The 24,781-nt window shown below is 47.7% G+C and carries 15 protein-coding genes; 7 read left to right on the forward strand and 8 right to left on the reverse strand.

Annotated elements, in window-relative coordinates; translation table 11 throughout:
- Together Q0668_RS01875 and Q0668_RS01880 are read right to left on the reverse strand one after the other, a co-directional pair.
- Positions 1-3,455 (reverse strand): PVC-type heme-binding CxxCH protein (locus Q0668_RS01875; RefSeq protein WP_298859375.1); only part of this gene is annotated, 3,455 nt, incomplete at its 3' end.
- A gap of 114 nt (positions 3,456-3,569) precedes the next feature.
- Positions 3,570-4,397, reverse strand: a complete 828-nt coding sequence (locus Q0668_RS01880) for a DUF1080 domain-containing protein (protein ID WP_298859377.1) — start codon at positions 4,395-4,397, stop codon at positions 3,570-3,572.
- A 269-nt stretch (positions 4,398-4,666) separates the two neighbouring features.
- Between Q0668_RS01880 and Q0668_RS01885 the strand changes: the two genes are divergently transcribed.
- On the forward strand, positions 4,667-7,480 hold the full coding sequence (locus tag Q0668_RS01885; protein WP_298859379.1) for a PSD1 and planctomycete cytochrome C domain-containing protein: 2,814 nt from the start codon (positions 4,667-4,669) through the stop codon (positions 7,478-7,480).
- A gap of 7 nt (positions 7,481-7,487) precedes the next feature.
- Entirely contained in the window at positions 7,488-8,909 is a 1,422-nt protein-coding gene (locus Q0668_RS01890; protein WP_298859381.1) for a DUF1501 domain-containing protein, read from the forward strand.
- Between the two features lie 5 nt (positions 8,910-8,914).
- On the opposite strand, the gene Q0668_RS01895 is transcribed toward Q0668_RS01890, so the two are convergent.
- Positions 8,915-9,346, reverse strand: a complete 432-nt coding sequence (locus Q0668_RS01895; RefSeq protein WP_298859383.1) for a GNAT family N-acetyltransferase — start codon at positions 9,344-9,346, stop codon at positions 8,915-8,917.
- A 153-nt stretch (positions 9,347-9,499) separates the two neighbouring features.
- Between Q0668_RS01895 and Q0668_RS01900 the strand changes: the two genes are divergently transcribed.
- A complete protein-coding gene (locus Q0668_RS01900; RefSeq protein ID WP_298859385.1) occupies positions 9,500-11,116 on the forward strand; it encodes an amidase in 1,617 nt (538 codons plus the stop codon).
- Between the two features lie 3 nt (positions 11,117-11,119).
- Here Q0668_RS01900 and Q0668_RS01905 read toward each other — a convergent pair whose 3' ends face one another.
- The 4 genes from Q0668_RS01905 to Q0668_RS01920 form a co-directional block, all read right to left on the reverse strand.
- Positions 11,120-12,739 (reverse strand): Na/Pi symporter, encoded by a 1,620-nt coding sequence (locus Q0668_RS01905; protein ID WP_298859387.1) that lies wholly within the window; start codon positions 12,737-12,739, stop codon positions 11,120-11,122.
- A gap of 119 nt (positions 12,740-12,858) precedes the next feature.
- The gene (locus Q0668_RS01910) at positions 12,859-13,662 is read right to left on the reverse strand and encodes an SDR family oxidoreductase (RefSeq protein WP_298859389.1); all 804 of its coding nucleotides are present in this window, start codon (positions 13,660-13,662) and stop codon (positions 12,859-12,861) included.
- 21 nt (positions 13,663-13,683) lie between these two features.
- A complete protein-coding gene (locus tag Q0668_RS01915; protein WP_298859391.1) occupies positions 13,684-14,697 on the reverse strand; it encodes a Gfo/Idh/MocA family oxidoreductase in 1,014 nt (337 codons plus the stop codon).
- Positions 14,698-14,829: 132 nt separating this feature from the next.
- Positions 14,830-16,302 (reverse strand): hypothetical protein, encoded by a 1,473-nt coding sequence (locus tag Q0668_RS01920; protein WP_298859392.1) that lies wholly within the window; start codon positions 16,300-16,302, stop codon positions 14,830-14,832.
- 233 nt (positions 16,303-16,535) lie between these two features.
- Here Q0668_RS01920 and Q0668_RS01925 point away from each other — a divergent pair, with 233 nt between their 5' ends.
- From Q0668_RS01925 to Q0668_RS01940, 4 genes are all read left to right on the forward strand, one after another.
- Positions 16,536-17,660 (forward strand): GntR family transcriptional regulator, encoded by a 1,125-nt coding sequence (locus tag Q0668_RS01925; protein WP_298859393.1) that lies wholly within the window; start codon positions 16,536-16,538, stop codon positions 17,658-17,660.
- A 50-nt stretch (positions 17,661-17,710) separates the two neighbouring features.
- Complete coding sequence (locus Q0668_RS01930; RefSeq protein ID WP_298859395.1) at positions 17,711-19,390, forward strand: M14 family zinc carboxypeptidase; 1,680 nt, start codon at positions 17,711-17,713, stop codon at positions 19,388-19,390.
- 55 nt (positions 19,391-19,445) lie between these two features.
- The gene (locus Q0668_RS01935; RefSeq protein WP_298859397.1) at positions 19,446-20,453 is read left to right on the forward strand and encodes a sialidase family protein; all 1,008 of its coding nucleotides are present in this window, start codon (positions 19,446-19,448) and stop codon (positions 20,451-20,453) included.
- 185 nt (positions 20,454-20,638) lie between these two features.
- Positions 20,639-23,104, forward strand: a complete 2,466-nt coding sequence (locus tag Q0668_RS01940; RefSeq protein ID WP_298859398.1) for a family 10 glycosylhydrolase — start codon at positions 20,639-20,641, stop codon at positions 23,102-23,104.
- A gap of 35 nt (positions 23,105-23,139) precedes the next feature.
- Here Q0668_RS01940 and Q0668_RS01945 read toward each other — a convergent pair whose 3' ends face one another.
- Entirely contained in the window at positions 23,140-24,549 is a 1,410-nt protein-coding gene (locus Q0668_RS01945) for an RtcB family protein (RefSeq protein ID WP_298859399.1), read from the reverse strand.
- Positions 24,550-24,781: the final 232 nt, after the last annotated feature.

Here is a 24,781-nt window from a genome sequence, read left to right on the forward strand (position 1 = left end):
GGCGACAAAATTTCCGTCACATTCGCGGGCATCAATGAAAGCGGAGATTGTTTTTGTTCTTCAATTTCGTTTTTGGAAATCGGAAATTCTTTTCCCTTATTATCGACAAAAATCAGAACGGCCCCCTCTTCCCGTCGCTTCAACCCTGATAAAATACGACCGGCATCGGTAACGATGGTCGTTGTTCGAAAATTGATATCGACTGCGCGATTCGGATCAAGTATGTCTTCCAGCAACCGTTCCAGTCCCCGATTGCCAACTCCGTCCAGTTGTGGACCGACAACCGCGCCCTTGCCGGTCAGCTGATGGCAGATCGCACAGTTCTTCTCGAACACCGCCCGACCATTCTCCAGAGACAGCTTGAAAGACTCATGAGATTTCAAATGGGCAGCAATACTCTCCTGTGTCTTTTTTTCACGTGGCGGCAATACGCTGACTATTTTTTGCACACGCGTTTTCAGTTTTTCATTAGTTGATTGCTGTATCTGGTTTTGAATCGCCGGTTCTGTCAATAGTTGAGGAGACACAAGGCCTTTCTCAATGTAAGTTACCAGTTGAGTGAGCCCCTCAGGTTGCCGGGAAATTGCTGCTGCCAACTGTGTCTGTAAACGAAAGGGATAAGTTTTAAAGGCACGCTGAAACAGTACATCTATTTGATCCTGCCTCTGATCAATGACCGCCTGAATCACATCACGTTGAAACGTATCTGTCACAGGAAATTGACTGACTGCTAAGGGAAACAAAGGTCGAAATTTGTTGGTATTATCGACAGTGATCACAGCCAGCGCCAGCGCATTCACCAAACCGTGATCGAGACGATCCGATGCAAATAACGCGACCAACTCATCTCGGGCAGAATGAATGTGAAACTGCTGAACCAGTAACGCAGCCGCCGCTATGCGGCTGATTTGTTGTTGTAGACTTTTACGGGGTACAGAAATGACGGTCGGTTGAAATCGCCCGACGGCCAACCAGGCAAACGCTTTACCCTGATCACCGTCGACAATTTCCAGATAGCCCTGCTCTCCCGCTGACGCTTTTAACTCCCAGCTTACCTTTTGAGCCCGGTCATTGCGTGGTGCAGAGACACGTTTGAGAACACTGTGATCTTTGGTGTGTCTTAATTGCACAAAGTTCAGACCATGATCCGGTTTATCAGGAAAACCGACATGCCCTGCCACATAAAACTCCAACATCGCTGGAATCGTAAAATCCTGAGAAATGAGACGACCAGTGGATCGCTCCCCTGCAGGCAAACTACTAAAAAACGGAGACATCAAATCGCCATCAACTGACGCCCTCTGCTGCACTCTCCAGGGATTTGAAGCCTCCCCGTCACTCAACGGTAAATTCACCCATTGGAGCGGTTGTCTGGAAATAACCACTAATAATTTATGTGTGAGATCGTTCGCCCATTCTTTGAGAGCGGCATCAAAGACCAAACCTTTTTGCTGGTATCCTTGCAGAACGGCCTTGATAATTTCGACTTGAAGGTCCAGATCACTGACTAACTTCGTGCGGACCAACTGAATGATCTGTGGCAATTTTTCTGCGGGTAAATAACGCACGATATGTCTTAAATATTCAGGGAGCGCTCTTTCATCGACACGCTCTGATTTCAGGTATTGAATTAAATACAGCGCCGCCTGTTGAGTGGGCACAGCCAGTGAGAGCTTTGCCAATTCACTCCGCTGTATTGGATTCAAAGCCTTCCAGTCCAATTGTTTTAACACCAGTGGGTCACGAATCTGTAGCATCAAAGCTCGACGTACGACATACTCCAAATGATGGTCTTCCACTGGAACGGACTTTAGCAAAGCAAATAAAGGCTTTAAATTTTCCCGATTCGGATGCAAACCTAGTGCTTCTGACGCCGCCCGTTTCACAAAGGCGTTCTCATCTTGCAGTGCATTAACCACCTGCTGTCGATTCTGTTCGTCCCATGGCTTTTGTTCCGCGAGAATTTTCGCCGAATGAATCCGTACCAGTTCTGAAGAACTCGACAGGCCCTGCGATATCAAATCATCAGTCAGCGCATTCAGCCGAAATAAGACCCAGAGTGCATGCACGACAATTGTGGGTTGTTTCGCGTTGATGACTGCTTGTTGTAGAGGACCAGCAACATCCAGGCTCCGTTGATCGGAAAGATAATCCGTAATTAACATACGCCTCGTCAAATTCGGAGAACCAAGTAACTCAATCAATTCAGGCAGTCTTAGTTTAGAATAATCAACGTGTTTATGGTCTTTTCCTTTTCGAACAATCCGCCAGATGCGTCCTCGAAAACGATCTCGTCCCGGATGATCGAGGGGAACCTCATAGTGACCGATAATTTTATTGTAGAAGTCAGCGATATAAAGTGCGCCATCCGGCCCGAGCTGGATATCAACGGGGCGAAACCAGGAATCAGAGCTCGAGAGAAAATCGGGCTCTTCTTTGGCAACGATCGTGGAACCGTGATACACGGGTGAATTTCGATTCACGCGGCTGGTCATCACATTGCCACTGAAGAAATTGCCTCGATACTCGGTTGGAAATTGATCTCCCGAAATAATTTCCACACCGGCTATCGCCGTTGACCCATGCAGATGTTCCATCATCGGTTTGACAAACCCTAAACCATCGTGAGGTTTGCCAAAACTGGGATAGAAGCCCCCTCGTAATAATTGATAAATGGGTTTGGAATGACAGTCCGCGGTAAACAGATTCCCCATTTCGTCAAACGACGAACCAAAAGGGTTCACTTGCCCATGCGTAAATTGTTCAATACGTGACCCATCAAGGCGCATGCGATACGTGTTCCCCGAATGCATCTCGATCTTCTGCCCATCACTGCCACTGACACTGGTCTGATTATTAAACCCGTGGTTCGCATACAGCCAACCATCGAAGCCACGACGAAACGAATTATTCATGCCATGCGTATCACGTTCGAAACCCATCGGCCCAAACAGCTTTGTGACTTTATCTGATTTATCATCTCCATCGGTATCTTCATAATACGCGATATCGGGAATGCTGAATGCGATTACCCCGTTCTTGTAAGGATACAGGCCAATCGGAATATTCAGCCCTTCCACAAATGTCGTGATCTTATCAGCCCGCCCATCACCGTTCGTATCTTCCAGAATTTTGATCGCGTCATTTCCCTTTTTCCCTTTTTTAACGGGATGGGGATACTCGGAAGATTCGGTGATCCAAAGTCGGCCTCTGATATCAAAGGCCATATTTAATGGTTTTTGAATATCGGGCTCGGCTGCTACCAGTTGAATTTCAAATTCGGGAGGCAAGGTGAATGTTTTGAGCGCATCCTGTGGAGAGAGTGGCTCTGTGGGACGAATCACACTTCGAAATGGATCACTCGTTTTTTGTGCGGTCAGCGAACCTGGAATTCCTAAACAGAAAACCATAACCAATATCAACCGGTAGGCTATACAATGCTCGTTTTGTTTCATCAATGCTTTACCTGTGAATCTAAGGCATATAAAAACCCGCCTGCTGTACTCACTTGTGTGAAACAGAAGACGGGTTCAATCGTAAAGGATCAATTAAGAAGAATCAATCAGAAGCTAATCAAGTTCTTTGATATAAATATTTCGGAACTGCATCAGGCTACTGGCAGGACTGAATGTCCCATCCTTCCGTTTTCCGCCATGATGCTGAAAGGCAATGGGTCCTTTCTCTGGTACTTCGGGCAGTTGCGCATTTTCAAGTACCATCTTATTGTTCATAATCACAGTCAAACGATCTTTGACCATAATAATAATGCACTTATTCCACTCGCCCACAAGTTTGTCGGCATTCACTTTCGGTGTTACACCGGCTCGGACTTCGGGAGACACTTTTTGATCGCGACGGTATGAGTAAACTTCGCCGGAACCGAGGGGCCAGCACCAGATATTAACTTGTGCTTTTGGTGTGCCACGCAGATAAATTCCCGAATCAGCATTCGGAAGTTCAACGGTAATCACGTTGCCGTTCGCGTCTTTCAGTTCCGAACCATCGGCCAAAACGATGGGCACCTTGTATAAACCCGTTGTTTGCTTGATACGCCATTCAAGGCTCATTATGAAGTCGCCATACTCTTTTTCTGTCCAGAGATGTTTCTCTCCCTTGGCTTCACTTTGGGCATCGTAGTCAATCACGCCATCGACAACTTTCCAATGACCATTGTCCCCTTCCGGTACAACCCAACCGGTAAAATCTTTCCCGTTAAACAGTGAGGTGTAACCAGGGTGCAACGCATCCTCGGATGATTCACTGACAATGGCACCATCGCCTACCGCACCAGCTCTCTGCAGACTTTTCTTTTGTCCAAAAGCATTAGTCCCATCTAGTACGGGTAACACTGCAACTACACACAGACTCAATAAAATTTTCTTAAACCGATTATTCATGATTTGCCTTTTTTAAAGATGGTTTACCAATGCAGATTGAACGGGGACTCTGCAGTGAATTTGTTCTGAATTCATCCTACAGGAACAGTGTTCACCTTCCCAGCCAAATACGAAACTTTGTTAAGAGAAATAACGGTGTCTCTTTGTGGTACTCTTGGATTTCAAGTCGAATAGAAATTGCTTTCTCACCCTTCCTTTATTAACTTAAGATCATGAAATTGTGTCAATTAGTTCCACTCAGTTCATCAAGTTTTGAGAGATTCCATTCAATGCTCGAACTTTTTCCTCACTCTTTATCAAAACAATCAACATACATCATCTTCTTTGTTGTTATGGGACTGCAATCTAATTCGACACTGCTGGCAGATGACTCAAAAATAAATGCACACGAACAATTTTTCCTGGAGAAGATTCGGCCTCTCCTCGAAAAAAAATGCCTGGGATGTCATGGCAAAACGCCAGACGACATTAAAGGCGAATATATCATGCTCACCCGCGAATCCTTAATCAAAGGGGGAGAGTCCGGCGAGCCAGCCGTGATCGTTGGTAAACCCGAACAAAGTCCATTCTGGAAATCAGTCACCTGGAAAGATGCTGATATCCAGATGCCTCCTCAAGAACGCAACCGTTTGAATGAAACGGAAATCGCCAATTTGAAACAGTGGATTACTGAAGGCGCAATCTGGTCTGAAAAGAAACTCACTTCCCCTGCTTTAAGGAGCACAATTTCAAAAACAGAAACCGCAATGTCTACTTCAGGGGGACAGAGTCCAACCTGGACCGGACGCACTTATAAACCGGAAGATGTCTGGGCCTACCAGCCCATTCGCAGACCACCTGTCCCCTGGAAATCACTCTCTTCCAGACAATCTGGTCAACGGCATCCGATCGACGCCTTCATTCAACAGAAGCTCAAACAGAAAAAAATCAGCTCTTCAAAACCCGCTAAACGGAAAATTTTTCTGCGGCGCGCCTCATATGATCTCACTGGACTTCCACCAACTTCGAAAGAGGTCAGCGCGTTTGAAAAAACAGATGCGAAACAAGAATGGTCACAACAAATTAAACGCATGTTAAAAAGTCCGCAATACGGCGAGCAGATGGCACAGATGTGGATCGACATTGTACGCTATGCCGACACCAGCGGCTTTGCGAACGACTATGAACGCCCCAACGCCTGGCGCTATCGTGATTACCTCGTGCGTAGCTTCAATGCAGACAAACCATACGATCGATTCATTCTGGAACAACTGGCGGGCGATGAACTGGATCCAGAAAATCCCGAGCTGGTGATTGCCACTGGATTTCTCCGCAGCGGCCCCTGGGAACATACGGGAATGAGTGTAGCTGCAATAACTCGGCAACTGTTTCTGGATGACATCACACAAAGTGTAGGCGTCAGTTTCCTCGCACACAGCTTCCGATGTGCCAAATGCCACGATCATAAATTCGACCCGGTCCCTACACGAGATTACTACCGTATTCAAGCGGTCTTTGCTCCGGTGCAATTTGCCGACCGCAAGGTTGCATACCAGCCCTTTGAAAACATTTCGGGCTTTAAGAATATGAAAATGCGCACCGAAAAGTTAATCCAGGAAACACGCAGCGCCCAACAAGTATTGTCACAGAAATCAAAAGCAGCGATTAATAAATGGTTGAAAGAGAATCATTACAAAAACCTGAATGAAGTTCCTAAAGACAAACGACCTCCTTCCAGGTGGTTTGGCTTATCAGAACTCGAGCGAAGCCTGCTCAAAATCAATAACAAACGCATCGCCTACTTCGAAAGGGAACTCAAACGTTACGAACCTTACGCCTTTAGTGTATACAATGGCCCTCCCAACAATTATCAGTCCACAAAAACGGTCAACTTATTACCTGCCCCTAAAAAACAACAAGGCGAAGCACAGCAGATCTTTATTCTCGCGGGAGGCGCAGTAACAGCCCCTACGGAACAAGTCACGCCGGGAGTGCTAAGCGCTGTCGCTGGCTCCAACAATATTCAGGAACCCACAGCCTGGAACACGATCCCTCAATCACGAGAAGGCCGACGTCTGGCATTCGCGCGCTGGGTTGCCAGTTCGAATAATACCTTGACTGCACGGGTCATTGTGAATCGTATCTGGCAAATGCATTTTGGCTCGGGTTTGGTTGCGACGCCCAATAACTTTGGTCAGAAAGGTGAAAAACCCTCGCACCCGGAACTTCTGGACTGGCTGGCGACCTGGTTCATGGATCATGGCTGGTCAATCAAAAAACTACACCACCTCATCATGACTTCAAACACTTATCAGCAAAGTAGTCACCCGCTGAATCAGGAACTGGTCCAGAATCAAGACCCCAGTAATCGGCTGCTCTCACATTTTCCCACACGTAGAATGACAGCCGAGCAAATTCGGGATTCGCTGTTGTTTATTACTCATGAACTGAATCCGGAAATGGGAGGCCCCGGCGTCTTCCCGGAAATCAACTGGGAAGTCGCACTACAGCCGCGGCACATTATGGGCTCTGTGGCTCCCGCCTATCAACCAATGCCCCTTCCTGAGCAACGTAATCGACGAACACTGTATGCTTTTCGATATCGCACTCTGTCTGACCCCATGCTCGAGGTCTTTAATCGACCAGACAGTGAAATTTCATGTGAGCGGCGAGATGAAACAACGGTTACACCACAGGCGTTTGCTCTGTTCAACGGACAATTCACACATGACCGTGCCCTTGCTTTGGCCCATAAAATCAAACAGGAAACGACATCAAAGACCGCCGCCATTGATCAGGTCTTTCAACAGATTGTCTTAAGGACGCCCGAACCCAATGAACGAAAATGGGCTCTCGAACATGTCAATGAAATGCAGCTTACGCATCAATCAAAGCCTCCTCATAAAATATCTCTACCAGGTGAAGTAAAACGGGAAATGATTGAAGAATTAACGGGAAAATTATTTTCCTGGACCGAGAAACTTAACCTTACTGAAAACTATGTACAAGACTTGAAACCCTGGAACGTCGATGCAGAAACCCGCGCCCTGGCCGAGCTGTGTCTTGTTTTGATGAATTCCAACGAATTTATTTACTTGCGATAAGAATCATATGAACCGATTACAACGACGCGATTTTCTGTATGGAATGAGTGCCAGTCTGGGCACAGTTGCGCTGAACGCTCTGCTTCAGGCAGAAGAGAAACCAGCACCAAAACCCAACCCCCTGAAATCAGGAAAACCTCTCGCACCGCGCGACCCGCATTTTAAACCGCGCGCGAAAGCCTGCATCTTCCTGTTTATGGAGGGGGGACCAAGTCATATTGATACGTTTGACCCTAAACCGGAACTGGATAAACTGCACCTGAAAGAATTCGTACGCAAAGATAATCAGGTTTCCGCCATGGCCAGCGGTAAACGGTATTACATCAAAAGTCCCTTCAAACACAAACAGGCAGGCGAGTCGGGTATTTCACTCTGCGAACACTTTTCACAGCTCTCCGGAATCGCTGACGAATTATGCGTGTATCACGGACTGCAGGCAGAATCGATCAATCATCCCACCGCCTGCTATCACATGAATACAGGAAATCGCTTTGGGGGTGACCCGGCAATTGGCTCCTGGATGACCTATGGTCTGGGAACAGAAAATGAAAACCTCCCGGCGTTTGTTGTCCTGCCCGAAGTTGCCTACCCGCAGGGGGGTTCTGCCAACTGGTCGAATGGTTTTCTCCCCGCTTATTTTCAGGGAACCGCCTTACGTTCCAAGGGTTCGCCGATTCTTGATTTGAATCCCCCCGCTCAAGTAACGCGAGAATCACAACGCAAAAACCTGGATCTGTTGGCAAAGTTGAATCAGGCGGACATGCAACGGCATCCCCATGAAGAACTGCTGGCAGCGCGCATGGAATCGTATGAACTCGCCTTCCGCATGCAGTCACAAGTACCCGATCTCATCAACCTCGATAAGGAAACGAAACAGACTCAGGAAATGTATGGCCTCGGACAAACGGAAACCGATAGTTTTGGTCGCCGCTGTCTTCTGGCAAGAAAACTGGTTGAGGAAGGCGTCCGTTTCGTTCAGATCTATGCCGCAGGTTGGGACTCGCACGATTATCTCGACCGCTCTCACAAAGCGCGGATCGAGGCTGTCGACAAACCCATCGCCGCACTCTTGAAAGACCTGAAAGCCAGAGGCCTATTGGATGAAACGCTGGTCGTCTGGGCGGGTGAATTCGGACGATCTCCCGACAATGGCATTCGCAGTGGCAGACAGGCCGCCGGACGCGATCATAACGCCAAAGGAATGGCAATGTGGATGGCAGGCGGAGGCGTCAAAGCGGGCCACCGAGTCGGTGCGACTGATGAAATCGGAGACCACGCCGTCGAAGTGGTTAACCCCATCAGAAACCTGCATGTCACTCTCGAACATATCATGGGACTGGATGACAATCAGTTAACTTATTTCCATGAAGGCCGCTTTAAAGTTCTCAGTCAAACAGGCGGCGCAGTGATCAAGGAACTCCTGGGGTAAAGAAACTAAATGAGCGATTTCACCATCCGCAAATGAGGAATCGAAATCGAGACAAATTCCTCACCCTCTTTTGTATAACCCAGCTTTTCATAAAAACCGACAGCAGTAACACGCGCATCCAGTTCAAGAAGCGCAACCCCCCGCTGTTGGAAATCCAATTCCATGTTCTGTAATAGTGCTCTGCCAGTACCCTGACCCTGATATTGAGGAGCAACCGTCATTTGACGAATTTTCATTTTGATTTCGGAAACGGGAATCGCCAGCGCACAGGCAATGACCCGGCTTGATGCAATCATTCCGTAATGCAGATATTCAGTTTCTGCTGTTAAATCTTCCGTCATCAAATCCAGGCCAAGGGGTTTGCGCAATGTTTCATTTCGAAGCTGACAGGCTTGGAAATACCAGTCCGATTGATAGGGGATCAATTCAAATTGCATGGCGTGCCTTTAACAAATAGTTAGCGATGTGTTAGACACACGGGGGCGGTCACTGTTACGATAACATGACATCATTTGAATATTAAATAATATGCGTCATCAAGTTAAGCCGGATCGGAAAATCATCTTCATTATCGGAAGTAGAAAACGAGCATGTCATTAAATCAGTCAGAAACACCTGATAACGAACAAATCCATAAGGATCACGACATCAATGAGACCCCATTCTTTGACCGTCGTCAATTCCTGAGTCTGGCAGCCACCATCGCCGCATGCGTTCCTGAAATCTGCCTGGCAGACAACAAAAACAATACACAAAAGCAACAGCCTATTGAACAAACTAACCTGTTGCCCAATTCACTGGCACCCGCGGTACAGTTCCAGGCCTCTCCCATCGGATCGGCCGCGTATGTCGAATCTCTGGCATCTGACAGTACATCGAATGTCTCTCGAAAACAGAACAATCGAATCGAACCCTGGAAAGGGGTTGTCCCCGATTCGCATGCAGAAATCGCGTTTTTACCTGTTCATCGATTGGCGGCGCTGATTCAATCTCGTAAGTTATCTCCGGTTACTTTGACCGAAATTTATCTCGAGCGATTAAAACGACTTGATCCTCAACTTCTCTGTGCTGTCACAATCATGGAGGAGTCTGCAATACGCGCTGCAAAACAAGCAGAGAAGGAAATCAACGCAGGCCAGTACCGCGGACCATTACATGGCATTCCCTGGGGCGTCAAAGATCTCTTTTCAACACGGAATATAGCGACAACATGGGGCGCCAAGCCATTTGAAAACCGGGTCATCGATGAAGATGCAGAAATTGTTGTTCGGTTACAAAAGGCAGGCGCCATTCTCATCGCCAAGCTGGCGACAGGCACGTTCGCACAAGGTGATGACTGGTATCGCGGTCGCACGCGTAATCCGTGGAATATCGAAGAGGGTTCAAGTGGTTCATCAGCGGGCCCCGGATCGGCAACCGCAGCGGGCTGCGTGGCGTTTGCCATTGGTACAGAAACACAAGGATCCATAGTCTCTCCCACAAAACGTTGCGGCATTAGCGCCTTGAGACCCACCTTCGGTCGCGTCAGCCGACATGGATGTATGACCCTCAGTTGGACGATGGATAAAGTAGGGCCGATGTGCCGCACTATTGAAGATTGTGCACTCGTCTTCAACGCCATTCATGGAGCCGACGGAAAAGATCCATCCACACTGACTGCCCCCTTCCGCTTTCAGCGTTCACTCGATCTGTCAAACATAAAAATTGGCTATAGTGAAGACATTGATGAACCGTTTCTAAAGACACTCCGCGATCTCGGAGCGAAGCCGACACCTATGCCCGTTCCCCCCAGTTATCATGAAATTAAGCATATTTTAATCGTCGAATCAGCAGTGGCATTCGATGATTTCATTAGCCAGAACCTGGATGAGCAGCTGGTGGAGAAAGTACGAGTAAAGAATTTTCGCCCCGCGCGTCATATAACTGCTCTCGACTATCTTAACGCCCAAAGACGTCGCTTTGCTTTGATGAAAGAGATGGCGGCTTATTTTGAAAATATTGATCTCTACATCACCCATTCAGGCGACGTCAGATTAACAAATCTGACAGGAAATCCCGCTGCCGTCTTCCCTTACAAGTTCGATGCGGAACAACCTGAATGCATCACACTGATTGGTAATCTGTTCGCCGACGACACTATTCTCTCTGTCGCACACGCCTATCAGAAAGCCACACACTGGCATGAGGAACACCCCCCACTCGCCTGATAACTAATCAGAGGGTGGATACTCAGACGCTTCTTTTTTTAGAATCATCCGGGCCGCCTGCACATGATGTAAGACTCGCCAGAGATGAAAGCTGGTTCTGATTAACCAGCGATAGGCATCCAACTGCCTCAATAAAGTATCAAAATCAGTACCTGCTTTGGTCGCTGACTCAGTCAGCTGTCGGCGGGTTGATTTCTGATCTTTCTCCAATTGTAGCCAGAACACTTCTAAGGGCCGTTCATCGAATTCTTTCGAATGATCGTGTAGAGAAGCTTCGGTTTGTTGAATCAAACAGATCAATTGCTTGACCAGATCATTGAGTTGTACCACTTTGTGAGTCACAGCCAGGCGCTCCGCTTCCTTACAGCGTCGTGTTAAACGCTGTATATGATCGAGAGCCAAAACGACTTCCTGATAACAGCGCAGCGTCTCTGTATCCGATTCCGAGACATTAATCCGACTCAAATATTGGGCCGTGGTTTTCAGAGTATCCTGATATGACTCTAAATCTTCCTCAATCTGCTCGCGATGCTTCTCTGATGTAAACATTGCATGTATTAACTGTAGAATATTTTGAAACACATCAACTAATGTGGATCGAGACGCCTCAATTGCCACGTTGGGGTTCTGAATGAAAGACTCTTCCAGACGTTCCGCCTGATCATTGACCGCATCGGGAATCATGCGGGTGATCAATCGGGAAAACTGGTTAAGGAAAGGAACTAAAATCACAATCCCCAGGAAATTAAACAGGCTGTGAAATGCGACCAGCGCGACCTCTGGAGATTGATCACCTGCAGGATTCCAATAATGATTCCAGCTCCAGATGTAAACAGGTAGTATAAAATAGGCGACGACGGCAGTCACGATGTTATAAAACACGTGTGCCATGCCCGTTCTTCTTGCCGCGACAGAACCTCCCAGCGTTGCCATTAACGCGGTGAATGTAGTTCCGACATCAAAGCCAATCACCATCGCCGATGCTTGCGCGAGTGAAATCGTTCCGGTATGAACGGCGGTCAACGCCATCGCCACGCCGGCACTGGAAGACTGGGTTACTAAAGTAATTCCCACGCCGATAAAAACCAGCAACAATCGCCCTAACCAGGTATCAGGAGGAAATGATTGTGGCGTCACAACATCGGCAAATCCGGACATTCCACCTTGAAGACTGTCAATTCCGACAAAGATCAGACCAAATCCAGCCAGGGCAAAACCAGCTGCCGCTACGCGTTTCCTGCCAAATAAATTTAAAAGAATTCCGATCAGGATCAGGGGAAACGCAATTTGACCCAGTTTGAATTGAAAACCAAATAAAACCACAATCCAACCGGTAATGGTGGTTCCCAGATTCGCTCCAAACACGATTCCCAGCGACTCTGATAACGTCAGCAGGCCTGCTCCTGCAAAACCAACGGCGGTGACTGTTGTGGCGCTCGATGATTGTAGAATCGCAGTGACAATAGCACCGGTACTGATTCCAGATAGCAAACTCTTGGTAAATCGGGCAATCATGCGTCGAATGGAATCGCCGGCAAGCTCTTTCAGGCCACGCGTCATAATGACCATGCCTAATAAGAACAGGCCCAGGCCGCCTAACGTACTAATGATCCCAGAATCCATAATTCCCGAATATGTTTCATCCCTATCAGAATAACAGGCCTCGAATAGCGCGACAGCAAACTATCTCCATTCTACCATAAAGTAAAACGGGATTGATACTGTTTGATAAGGAGATTGATTTACCAGGCGGTCCAGCCGCCATCCACCAGAATATTTTGACCCGTCACATAACTGCTGGCTTCACTGGCCAGAAATACAACCGCCCCCTTCATTTCGGCAGGCGTTCCCATGCGCCCCATCGGACTATGTGTTTTCAGTCGTTCGACCATTGCTACAGGTGCAGCATCAGAAGGAAAAGGACCAGGGCTCAAACAATTGACCCGCACATGATCCTTTGCCCAATATACGCTGAGGTGACGCGTCTGATGAATGATCCCACCTTTCATCGTATGATAGGCGACAGGACTTGCATTACAGATGTCCTCGTATGCTTCGGGATAAGATCCCACAACACCATACATCGAACCAATCATGATCACACAACCGGGGGCCTGCCGCGCGACGACATGATCACGTAATTTCCTTGCTAACAAAAAATAGCCAGTCGCGTTTTTTAGGTGACGTGAAAAGTCATCGCCGTTGACTTCTTTCCAATCGACTCCCAATGGATCATTTCCATTATTCACCAGCACATCGATCTGACCCGCTGCGTTAACAGCAGACTCGAAGCCCGATTCAATCGAGGCCTCTTCCATATGATCCAGCTCCACTCCCAAATGACCAACCTGATGAGGGTCCGGCATTTGAAGGGCCGTCTCTTGTGCCCGACCTTGATCACGACTGCTCACAACCAGTCGTGCGCCAGCTTCGGCCAGACCTCGGGCCATGGCACCTCCCAGATAACCACTGGCACCGGATATTAATACCGTTTTTCCTGTGAGATCAAACAATTGTTGTATTGTTGGTTCGTCTGTCTGTTTCATAACCACTTCTGCCAGTTCATTTCAGGAGGAAAGATAATCTGTCGTTTCGATCCAGGATCGTTGATCAACCGAATTCAGGATGGACAGGTTCACCGCCAATGTCTGCGCCCCATCTGCAAGAGAACATAAAGGAGGACACAAGCCTTCCAGATAATCCAGGAACGCGCTCGCCTGTTTTTGGAACAGCGTATCCCTTTCCAGGGTTTCCTGATATCCCACCTGCCATTCGGTTTCAGGCTTTGTAATCCAGCGATACCAGCTTTTTTGAAATTCAAACCGTAACATGCCCCGCTCGCAAATCACGGTAATCATCGACTCATTAGCAGCCTGATGCTGGTTCAGACTGAAGTTCCCCAACACATTCCCCTGCCGTGTAATGACATGCACGGTATCTTCCACATCAACACCTTCCAGCACCTGATGCGAAAAATCAGCAACCAATGCATTCACAGGCCCGAGGAGATACTCGCCGGCATTCATCGAATGCGTTAACGCATCTTGAACAGCGCCCCCTCCCGTCTCCCGTGAGTTGTAATATATGTCTCGATAAGCGGGTCGGTACGTAGGAAAGTGTTGTCCCGAAATCACAACCAGTTGCACCGGTTTTCCAAATTTCCCTGACTCAAGGGCTTCTTTCATCGCAGTCAACGCCGGATGTGCCCGGTAGACATAAGCCACGGCCGCTTTGCGCTGACGTTCCTGTAGTAGAGATTGCAGTTCCTTTATTCCCTCTAAATTAGTACTCAATGGCTTCTCAATAAAAATATCCAAGCCCGCCTGCACAGCTTGTTTTGACATCTCAATATGTAAATGCGCGGGAGTCGCAATTACCGCACAATCATGAGGGTCTGCCAATGCCGAATCGAGGTCTGCATATTTTTTTTCAATTCCGTATTGATCAGCAATTTTTTCACGCAGGCCATCATTCAATTCGCAGATGGATAATTCAACGCGACCTGTCGCCTGAAAACAACGCAAGTGCCGCTCACCGATGGAGCCAACGCCCACCACAAGTAATCGTTTTCGGTCCGCCATCGCTCTCTTTTCTTCAAGAAAATACTAAGAAACTGGATTCCAATGTCCTGAGACTAATAAAAAATCTCCGGAAAGACCAGTCTCGAGGAAACCATGTCTTGCCGGAGAAGTGAATCGATCTTTTAGCACTGATCACTTGGTAAACTGTAGAGAATACAAGTCGGCATCTTTCATTACAAACCGCAGACGAACCGGCTTGCCACTCAGCGATTTCAAATCGTGACCACCCTTCCATGAAACAATCCGATTGACCTCGTTTCCAATTTGCTCCTGAGAATCTGCCAGAGTAAAACCGGGAATGGCTTTGCCCGCTTCATCCTGAATTTCTACTTTGATCCCTCCCGCTGCCGACGTAGAGAAGTTGATTGACAATTGGGAACCATCAAAGATGATCGGCTTCGTCAATAGTTCACCGCCGTCATAGCCTGCTCGCACGGACGCAAAACCATCCAATCGTAATGAATATCGTCGCAAATGTGCTGTCTTCTGGGCATAATCCTGATTGACATAAACCGACATTTCACTAGGACCCGTCTGTACGACATTCAAGGCGGGATAATTCGTCCGCGAAACCCAGTTTTGAGCGCCGATGCCTCCGGTGATAAATCCACTCCGGAACGTTCTTTGATAGGTATTATCGCCGCGAGTCGTCATCAGAATGGCATCGGAAGTATCTTTAAAATACTTCGGATGAACTCCCACTTTTGCAGCTTGTGCATCAGTCAACACCTGCCGCCCCGGCATAAAACGCGCTGCCACAGCCAGATAGATATGGGGAGCACGAAAATAGGGATGTGTCTGATTCGTATAAAGATGCTCAATCGGAGCTGCTTCACCCCGATGAGTATATTCCATTAAAACCGGCTTGGACCAGTGAATGAAATCATCACTTTCAACGCGGGCAATACGACGAATCTTATCTTTAAATACACGAAAATAACTGAGATACTTCTTCTCGACCGGAGACCAGAACGCCACATTCTGTGAATCGAACATATAAGGATACGGAACCATCTTTGTGGTAATGACCGCGCCAGCGGGATGTTGTTTCCAATGAATTCCATCCGGTGAAGTAAAAGCGACCAGACCACTTTTCATCGTTCCACCCAGCGCTTTGAAACGTTCTGCTTTGGGAATCCCCGGTCGTGTATCCAAAAATGGAGAAAGGTTATGCGTCATCGGTGCCGCATCTGCAAGAATAATGTTGTTTTTTTTGTGGCCCTGCTTTTCAAACATGGAAAATTGCGGCTTGACCCAGTTCACACCATCTTTTGACTCGGCATAGCAATAGACTTCTCCAACATCACCGTCGGCTCCCGCTGAAGGGCGACCCCGGTAATAAGCTCGATAGCGATCACCGTCTTTAATGATGGTGCAATAGCCGCAGAACAAACCCTCCCAGGGTTTATCAAACTTCAACACAATGCCTTCATCAACAGGATGATGTAATCGTAATTCCGTTCCTTTGAGCTGATCAATCAGATGATGATCGACAAACAGCTCACGCTGATTGCCGATTTCCAGGGGTTTCTTTTCAGCAGCCTGAATCCGAGACGTTTCAAAATTCCCCACCAACACAAGCAACAATATCATTAGTTGTTTCATTGAAATCCCCTGTTACAGTATAAAGACGTATTGTACTTTTAATTTCTGAATCATAACCATCTATTGAGACGATATGCCTGTAAATCATACAGATTTGATGATTGACAGCCTGCAAACAAGTTGTATCATACATAGATACAAGTAACTTACATTGAACTCAATTTCAAGCCAAATGTAATCACTTTCTGTCTTTTATCAATTTGCAGACTACCTGAATCTTTCAGGGAAACTCTATGCCTTTACTCACACAATCTGGCAAACAGCGCCCCAAATACATGCTGCTGGTCGATCAACTCATCCAGAAAGTCACTAGCGGGGAAATCCGTCCGGGAGAAGCACTTCCCTCTGAACATCAACTTTGTGAATCTTATCAGTTAGCCAGAACGACAGTCCGTAACGCAATGCAGCTGCTGGAAGAACAGGGGTGGATCACGCGTTTGCAGGGAAAAGGCTCGTTTGTCAGCTTGAATCCTCCTCTGCCAACTTCCAAACCCCTTGATATTTTTGCATTTGTTCTCCCGGAAATACGCACTGGTTTTTACCCGTCGTTACAAAGAAGCTTTGAACAGGCGGCCGCTTTGACACAAAATCAGGTCCTGGTCTGCTGCACCGAAAACAAAGTTGACATGCAGGGCAATACGATCTTACAACTGATCGACAAACACGTTTCCGGCGTGGCTCTCGTCCCGGCGACAGTTCCTGCAACCCCCGCTTACCAGATACGACAATTACAACAACATGGTATCCCCGTTGTTTTCTGTCACCGAGAAGTCGAAGGAGTACAGGCCCCTTTACTCTCAATTCCCTTCAGAGAAGTCGGGCTGTTAGCGGGCCAGACCTTACTTCAACAGGGACACCGTTCATTAGCACTGTTTTCTCCCCATCGCGCTTCTTCTTCGATCGAATACGAATCAGGCCTCCGCGAGGCACTCGCATCCCAGGAAACACCCTGTCCGGAACCTTTTATTTTTCATGGACCTCATTCGCAAATACATCCAATAGATTATGAACAGGAACTACTGACGACTTTAGAATCCATGTTCAAACAGCCTGATCCTCCGACTGCAATCTTCGCTACGTTCGATTCTCTGGCAGAACTGATTTACCTCTTACTGGGAAAATTGGGATACCGCGTTCCAGAAGATATTTCCCTGCTCGGATTTGGCGGTACCGTGCGACACGGCGCCATCCAAAGTAGACTCTCTTCGATCACCGTCGATGAAGTCGCCATCGGCCAGAAAGCAGCCGAGCTACTGACACAGATGAAGCAGGGAAAACTTCCCATCGATACTGCAGAAATCTATCCCATGCCAATTCAGACCAGCACCGGACAAACACTGGGTCCTGCACCAAAATAACCTGAAAATCATTCATTGCCCGAATTTCAGAACCACACAGGAAAACCAATATGACAGTCTCACTTTTTCAGATCAAATCAACTAAGAGAATATTTTCATTCCTTGCACCGCTGATCCTCTTAATCTGTGTACTGTTTCCACTTTCCTTGCAGGCGCAAGAAAATGAAAACCTCAAACAGAAACTGGCGAAGCTGCCTCATCCCTGGCAGGAAAAACTACATCGACTCACGCTCAAAGAGTACACAGAAACCTTAAAATACTGGGAAGAAACACATCCGGACTGGGTCCAGGTAGACCGAATTGGTGTCACAGCCGAAGGCATCCCCCTTTCGATGTTGAAAATTACAGATCCGAATACCAAGGACCATCAGAAACAGGTCTGCCTGATGACCGCCCTGCATGGTGGTCCGGAACGCAGTGGCACAACCACGGTTATGCACTACATCGAATGGTTGCTCAGTAATGATCCGGCTGCGCAGGAAACTCGAAAAAAACAACTGCTGCTGATCATCCCGATCATCAACCCTTATGCATATTTTGAAACGGACCGATTTGGGAACTCGCAGAAAATCGACCCTTATACGGGAGGCGGAACCAACAATTGGGACCTGAAAACATTCCAGTTCAAGCACCCCGAAAAATCTCCCGAAGTGATGGCGATCCTCTCGGTCATTGATGAATTTAAACCAGAAGTCCATGTCGACGTGCATGGCACAGGATTACAGGAATACAGCCCCGATCAATTGGGATCGCGTGAACGTTATCGCGGCCAAACCATGTTTGAAGTCACCGGATCGGCTTATTCGAATTTCACTTTACGTCCCTGGGATTGGCGGATCACCGAAGCCATCAATCAGGCAGGCAGGAAAGCCGGCTATGGCTACGATCGCTTCGAAGCCGATGCGCAAAGATTGCTCTGGGGAAATCAACTGACTGCGATGTCGAAAAAACTCTGGCTGGGACGCCCTATGTTTTACACAGCCCATTATGGATACGCTCGTTATCACACCCTGATTATGGCATTCGAAGTAGGCTGGGAAGGCAGCGGTCTGGCACGATTAAAGGGCTTGATGAATATCGGGAATTCAAAATGGGATAGTTCCTTTTTCCCTGGCTACCCGGTGAACCGCATGCAGTCCTTCATCGGTCATTACGTTAGTGCCTGGGGTAATACACCACAAACAAGACGCAAAAGCCGCGTGGAACTCTGGCAGATTCAACCCCACTTTTCACAAGCAGTCCTCTATCCGCAAACCGCTGGCAGAGACACTTATATCATCGCCACTTCTTCAAAGAGTGCTGAATTACTTTCACCAGACATTCAACAATTCCTCGACAACATGAAACCGATCCCAGAGATCAATCACAGCGCCCTCCAGGCCATTGTTAAGGATGGGCCGGAAATCAAGATCGCAGTCAGCAAGGGTGCCTCCACGAAAGAGAAAGAAACACCCATTGCGCAGGGGATCGCGTTTCAATTACGAATCCCTTATCGAAACCCGAACCTGGCTGATATCCGTTTAAACGGACACCTCTTGAAAAAAAGTGAGACCGATGGCTACGTTTTCTGGTATGGAGACGGTTTTACACACGTGCAAGTTAATGTACCTCCCGAAAAATCAAAAACCAACGACCTCTATATCATCACCTGTCTGTATCATCCAAAAGAAAAAAGAGCATATGGCTGGAAGCCACCACAGACCGTTTTGGATAGAATCAAACAGAAATAAATCATACCGTCACCATTCGCATTAGATTTCTTAAGTCAACATAAAGGAACTCACCATGAAAACCCTCTTGAAACTCACTGCAGCACTCACGCTGATTCTCCCTGCAACCCTGCCACTGGAAGCATCGGAACCGGTCCAGTTAAAACTGGAAAGCGTTCAAAAGATCTGGGATCAGGACCCTCACAATGCATTTACCGGACTAACCCGTTTTAAAGATCAATGGTTCTGCGTCTTCCGCACAGGCAAAGCTCATGTTTCAAACGATGGCGCATTACAGGTGCTTTCGTCCAAAGATGGCAAAGAATGGAAACCAGTAGCCCGCCTCACATCGGAGACAGCCGACCTGCGCGATGCAAAAATCGCGGTCACCCCCAAAGGTCAACTCATGCTGAGTGGTGCTGCCGCCTTGCATCAGCCCAATCCCATTCGGCACCAGTCGATGACCTGGTTCTCTGATGATGGTACACACTGGTCGAAAGGAAATATTATCGGCGATCCCGATATGTGGCTCTGGGGTATGAGATGGCACGAAGGCGATGTCTACAGCATTGGTTATAAAACCGGAAAAACAGCACCTAAGTTTACGCGACTTTACAAAAGTAAAGATGGCAAACAATATGAAATTGTCGTGGATAAATTAATCGATAAAGGGTATTCCAACGAAAGTTCTCTCGTCTTTACCAAAGATAAAACCTGCTACTGCCTGCTCCGCCGAGACGGTAGTGGCAAGGGAGCCAACGGACTACTGGGTGTCGCAAAACCACCTTACACCGATTGGACCTGGAAAGACCTGGGAGTAAAAATTGGTGGCCCGGAACTCTTTCGACTACCCGATGGTCGTTTTCTGGCAACGGTGAGACTTTATTCTCCCAAAGCCCATACATCAATCTGTCAGATCGATGTCGATAAAGGTACGCTCACTGAATTGCTGGCGCTCCCCAGCGGCGGCGATACCAGCTATGCCAACATGGTACTTCACGATGGCATGCTGAATGTCAGTTACTATTCCAGCCACGAAGGAAAAACATCCATTTACTTTGCGAAAGTCAGCTATAAAAAATAAGTATTTTCACTATGAAGGGCCTGTGCCAAATTTAGGGATCAGTGAAATACGTTTCACTGATCCCTTTTTTTATATTCCCCTTGAAATCTCATCATTTTACAAAGCCTTGCCCGATACCAGCGAAACAGATAAAACTATCATTAAATTTCGCGCTATGATGTTTCTATTCTAACAGCAGGTATCTGATGCTTCATCAACTTCCTATTCTCTTCGTGCTCACCGTGGGATTCTCAACCGGAACGGAAACCGTTCTGGATGATTTCAATTACGCATCATCCTCAGCAGTTAGAAAATCCTGGCAAGAGCTCAAAGGGACGCTGCCACTCGCCGTGCAACAGATGAATAAAAAGAATGCATTGCTGCTATCAGCGCCCTTCTCCTCAAATCGTGAAATCCCCCGTGCAGGCATGGATAAGAACGTGAAACTGGACCTGACTACTCCAGGCCTTTTCACCCTCGATATAAAACCAGAATCTCCCAATAGCAACCATCGGATCAGCCTGTATTTCAAAAGCGGTCCCGGCTGGTATTCCGCAGCGTCGCAAGTCAATGGAAAAGACTGGCAGACTTTGCGCTTTCTCAAAAGTGACTTTCGTCCTGAGGACAAACCAGTCGGCTGGAACAAAATTGAAACAATTCGCTTGGTCGTCTGGCGCGACTCAGACGCAGAATCAGATACGCACTTTCAGATACGTCACCTGAAAGCTTTGACAAATGAGATCGCCATCATCGTCCCGGACCTGAGCTTGCAGGAAAAAGAAAAGGACACATTCGTCGCCGCAGAGCGTATTGAGGGTTTTCTGCAAACAGCCGGAATTCAATGCGACCGGATCAGCGAGCCTGAACTGACATCACAAACATTGGGAAACCGATCTGTTGCCATTCTCCCCTTTAATCCCAATATCTCGCCAAAAGCTTGTAAAACACTGAATCAATTCATGGAACAGGGAGGCAAAATCTTTCTGAATTTTCATATCCCAACCGCCCTGGAAAAAAATCTGGGAATCAAAAAAGGGAAGTACTTTAAGCCAGTAACACCGGGCGGTCTGGCAGCGATAAGCCTTAATGATCCCAACATCCAGGGGCTTCCCTCTAAGATGAAACAAGCTTCTTGGAATCTGATAGCCGCCAGTCCTACAGGACACAATGCCCACATCGTCGGCGAATGGCTGGATGACAAAGGAAAGGCAACAGGCAAACCGGCATTAATTGTCAGTGACCGGGGCGCCTATTTCAGCCATCTGATTCTTGGCGATGATCCCATTCAAAAACAGGCACTGCTCACAGCCCTGATGGGACACTTTCAACCCAGTCTCTGGCACTCCATTGCAGAAGCGACCATTGAACAAGCAGGACAGATTGGTCCCTTTCATACATTCACCGACCTCAAACAACATATCGTTTCGACCGTCACACCGCAAAAAAGTCGCGAGTTAGCGGCTCGCGATCTTGATCAAACTATCTCCAGTTTGCAGCAAGCAAAACGCCTGCTGAAACAGAACGAAGCTTTTAAATCGATCCCCTTCGCTCGCGTCTGTCGTGAAAAACGGGTCAAAATTTATTTGCTCACTCGTGCCAGCCCTCCACAGGAAGCACGAGCCTTCTGGGATCACTCTCCGACAGGCCCCTATCCCGGCGACTGGAATCGGACCTGCAAAGAGCTGTCAGATGCAGGCTTTAATATGATCATTCCAAATATGCTCTGGGGAGGCCTCGCGCATTACCCCAGTGATGTACTGCCACGCAGCAAGACATATGAGAAGTATGGCGATCAGATCGAACAATGTTTGAAAGCCGCCCATCAACATGGGCTAGAAGTTCATGTCTGGAAAGTCAATCACAACCTCTCTACAGCACCCGCATCATTCATCAAAAAAATGCGAGATGCCGGCCGCACACAAGTCAGCGTGAAAGGGGAACCATCAGACTGGCTCAACCCCGCACACCCGGAGAACTTCCAACTTGAAGTCGACAGCATGCTGGAAGTTGTAAAAAAGTATCCCGTTGATGGCATCCATTTCGACTATATCCGCTACCCCAACGATCGTCATTGTTATAGCGATTACAGCCGGAAAAAATTCGAATCAGACACAGGCATGAAAGTCGCAAACTGGCCAGGCGACTGTTACAACGGAAAACTGAAAAGCCAATACCGGGACTGGCGAGCCGCTCAGATCACAAAGCTGGTAGAAACCGTTCAGCGCGAAGCACGCAAGCTCAGGCCAGGAATTAAAATCTCGGCAGCCGTCTTCCGCGAATATCCCGACTGCCGTGAATGGGTGGCGCAAGATTGGCCACTCTGGGCCAAACGTGGTTATCTTGATTTCATCTGCCCCATGGATTACACGGATAACGACAGGCAATTTCAAACCTGGATCGAAGAACAACAGAAACACCTTGCCGGTAGTATTCCCATTTATCCGGGAATCGGAGCCCTCTCGACAGGCACCACATTGAGCAGCGACCGTGTCCTGGGACAAATCGCGCTAACAAGACAACTCAAAACAGGTGGCTTCACAGTCTTCAGTTTAAATCCGCAAACCCTCTCCAGCATTGTTCCCGACTTCAAATTGAGTGCCGGAAAAGTGAAGGCAACGCCCACGCATCGACGGCAAAGCCAGGCCATAAAAAACAGGCAGATCAAAAAATAATTTTCGATCTGCCTGTTACCATTTCTCAAAACGAGTCAATCTTCCGCACGGCTTCCATCGCCGCACATTTTGACAATCTTAGGATTGAAACGCGCTACAATTTCCACAAGATCCTGTTGTTCCGCCATCACTTCCATGATGTTTTTATATACACCGGGTACTTCATCAGCGCCCGCAGAAATCACAGTGATTCCTCGTTTTGCCAAATCGTTTCTGACAGCATTCCAGGTATATTTCTCCTTACCTTTTCTACGAGACATACAACGCCCCGCACCATGAGAAGCGGAATTCAAGCTCGCTGCATTTCCTTTTCCGCGCACCACAAACGCAGGATCAGCCATGGAACCGGGAATCACTCCCAGCTCACCCGCTGCCGCGGGAGTTGCCCCCTTACGATGCACGTAAACATCCTTGCCATCATGCGTCTCCTTCCAGGCAAAGTTGTGATGATTCTCCACTCCGGAAATCACTTTGCTTCCCAGAATTTCAGAAACATTTTCGTGGATCACCGCATGGTTCGCAGCCGCGTATTCACCCATCAAATTCATCGCAGCCCAGTATTCCTGACCGGCTTCGGAATCCATTTCCAACCAGGCCAAGCGTCCCAGCTTATGATGACGTTTATGTAAACGTGACTGTGCAATGGAAGAATAGGTACTGCAAACCGAAGCTCCTACTCCACGACTTCCACTATGGCTCATCAGTGCCACGTATTCACCTGCTGTCAAACCAAGTTCTTCGTCATCCTCCGTAAATGTGACGACACCAAATTCAACAAAATGATTACCGGAACCCGATGATCCCAATTGCTTCCAAGCCTTATCCTTTTTCTCACGAGTCACTTTCGACACCGTCCAATCCTCATCCATCACAGAATGGCGTTGCCGTTTTTCATGAGCTTTACCCACTCCAAATACGGTTCCCCGATTCAAAGCATCCACAAACTGATGCTTTTTCTTGTCCAGAGAATCAACTGGAATGTCCAATACTGATAGTTTCATACGACAGGCAATGTCCACACCAACAGCGTAAGGAATCACAGCATCTTCCAACGCCAGAACACCACCAATAGGCAAGCCATAGCCAATGTGTGCATCGGGCATCAAGGCTCCTCCCCGCGCGGAAGGAACATGGCATGCCAGATCCATCTGTGATAACGCACCGTCATCGATTCCGGCTTGACCCCAAATCTGATACTCGATTGGTTCAAAAACTTCCTCGCGATTATCGTCGATCAGCTCCAATGCCAATTGCCGAAAAGCTTCGTCTTCCAGAAATTCTTCCGGATGCGCCACAACCTTCTGGATGCGTTCCTTCAATTCTTTTCCACGTACTTTTCCCGCACCAGATTTCTTTTCATTAGCTACGGCTGTTTGAATCGCCGTTTTGGCTGTCTTCAAACAGTATTGTGGAACTCCAATTTTCAGTAATTGTCGAGAGTTCATCTCTCTACTCCCTTTGTTTTCAATGTGGGGCGTCATTCCGATCTGCCCAAACTTCATAATAACACGTTTTGTTCAAAGTGGACACAGGGAGAGTTGACAGGTTCCCTCTTCTTTAGAAGCGGGCAAAAATTCAGGCCAACAAAATCATTCCATGCAACGTAAAACTCATAAGTGTGCGCTATGACGATCTAACAAATCACCATCCTACACCGAAAGTTGATACCAATACCAG

The sequence above is a fragment of the uncultured Gimesia sp. genome (assembly GCF_937910335.1).
Classification (GTDB): Bacteria; Planctomycetota; Planctomycetia; order Planctomycetales; family Planctomycetaceae; genus Gimesia.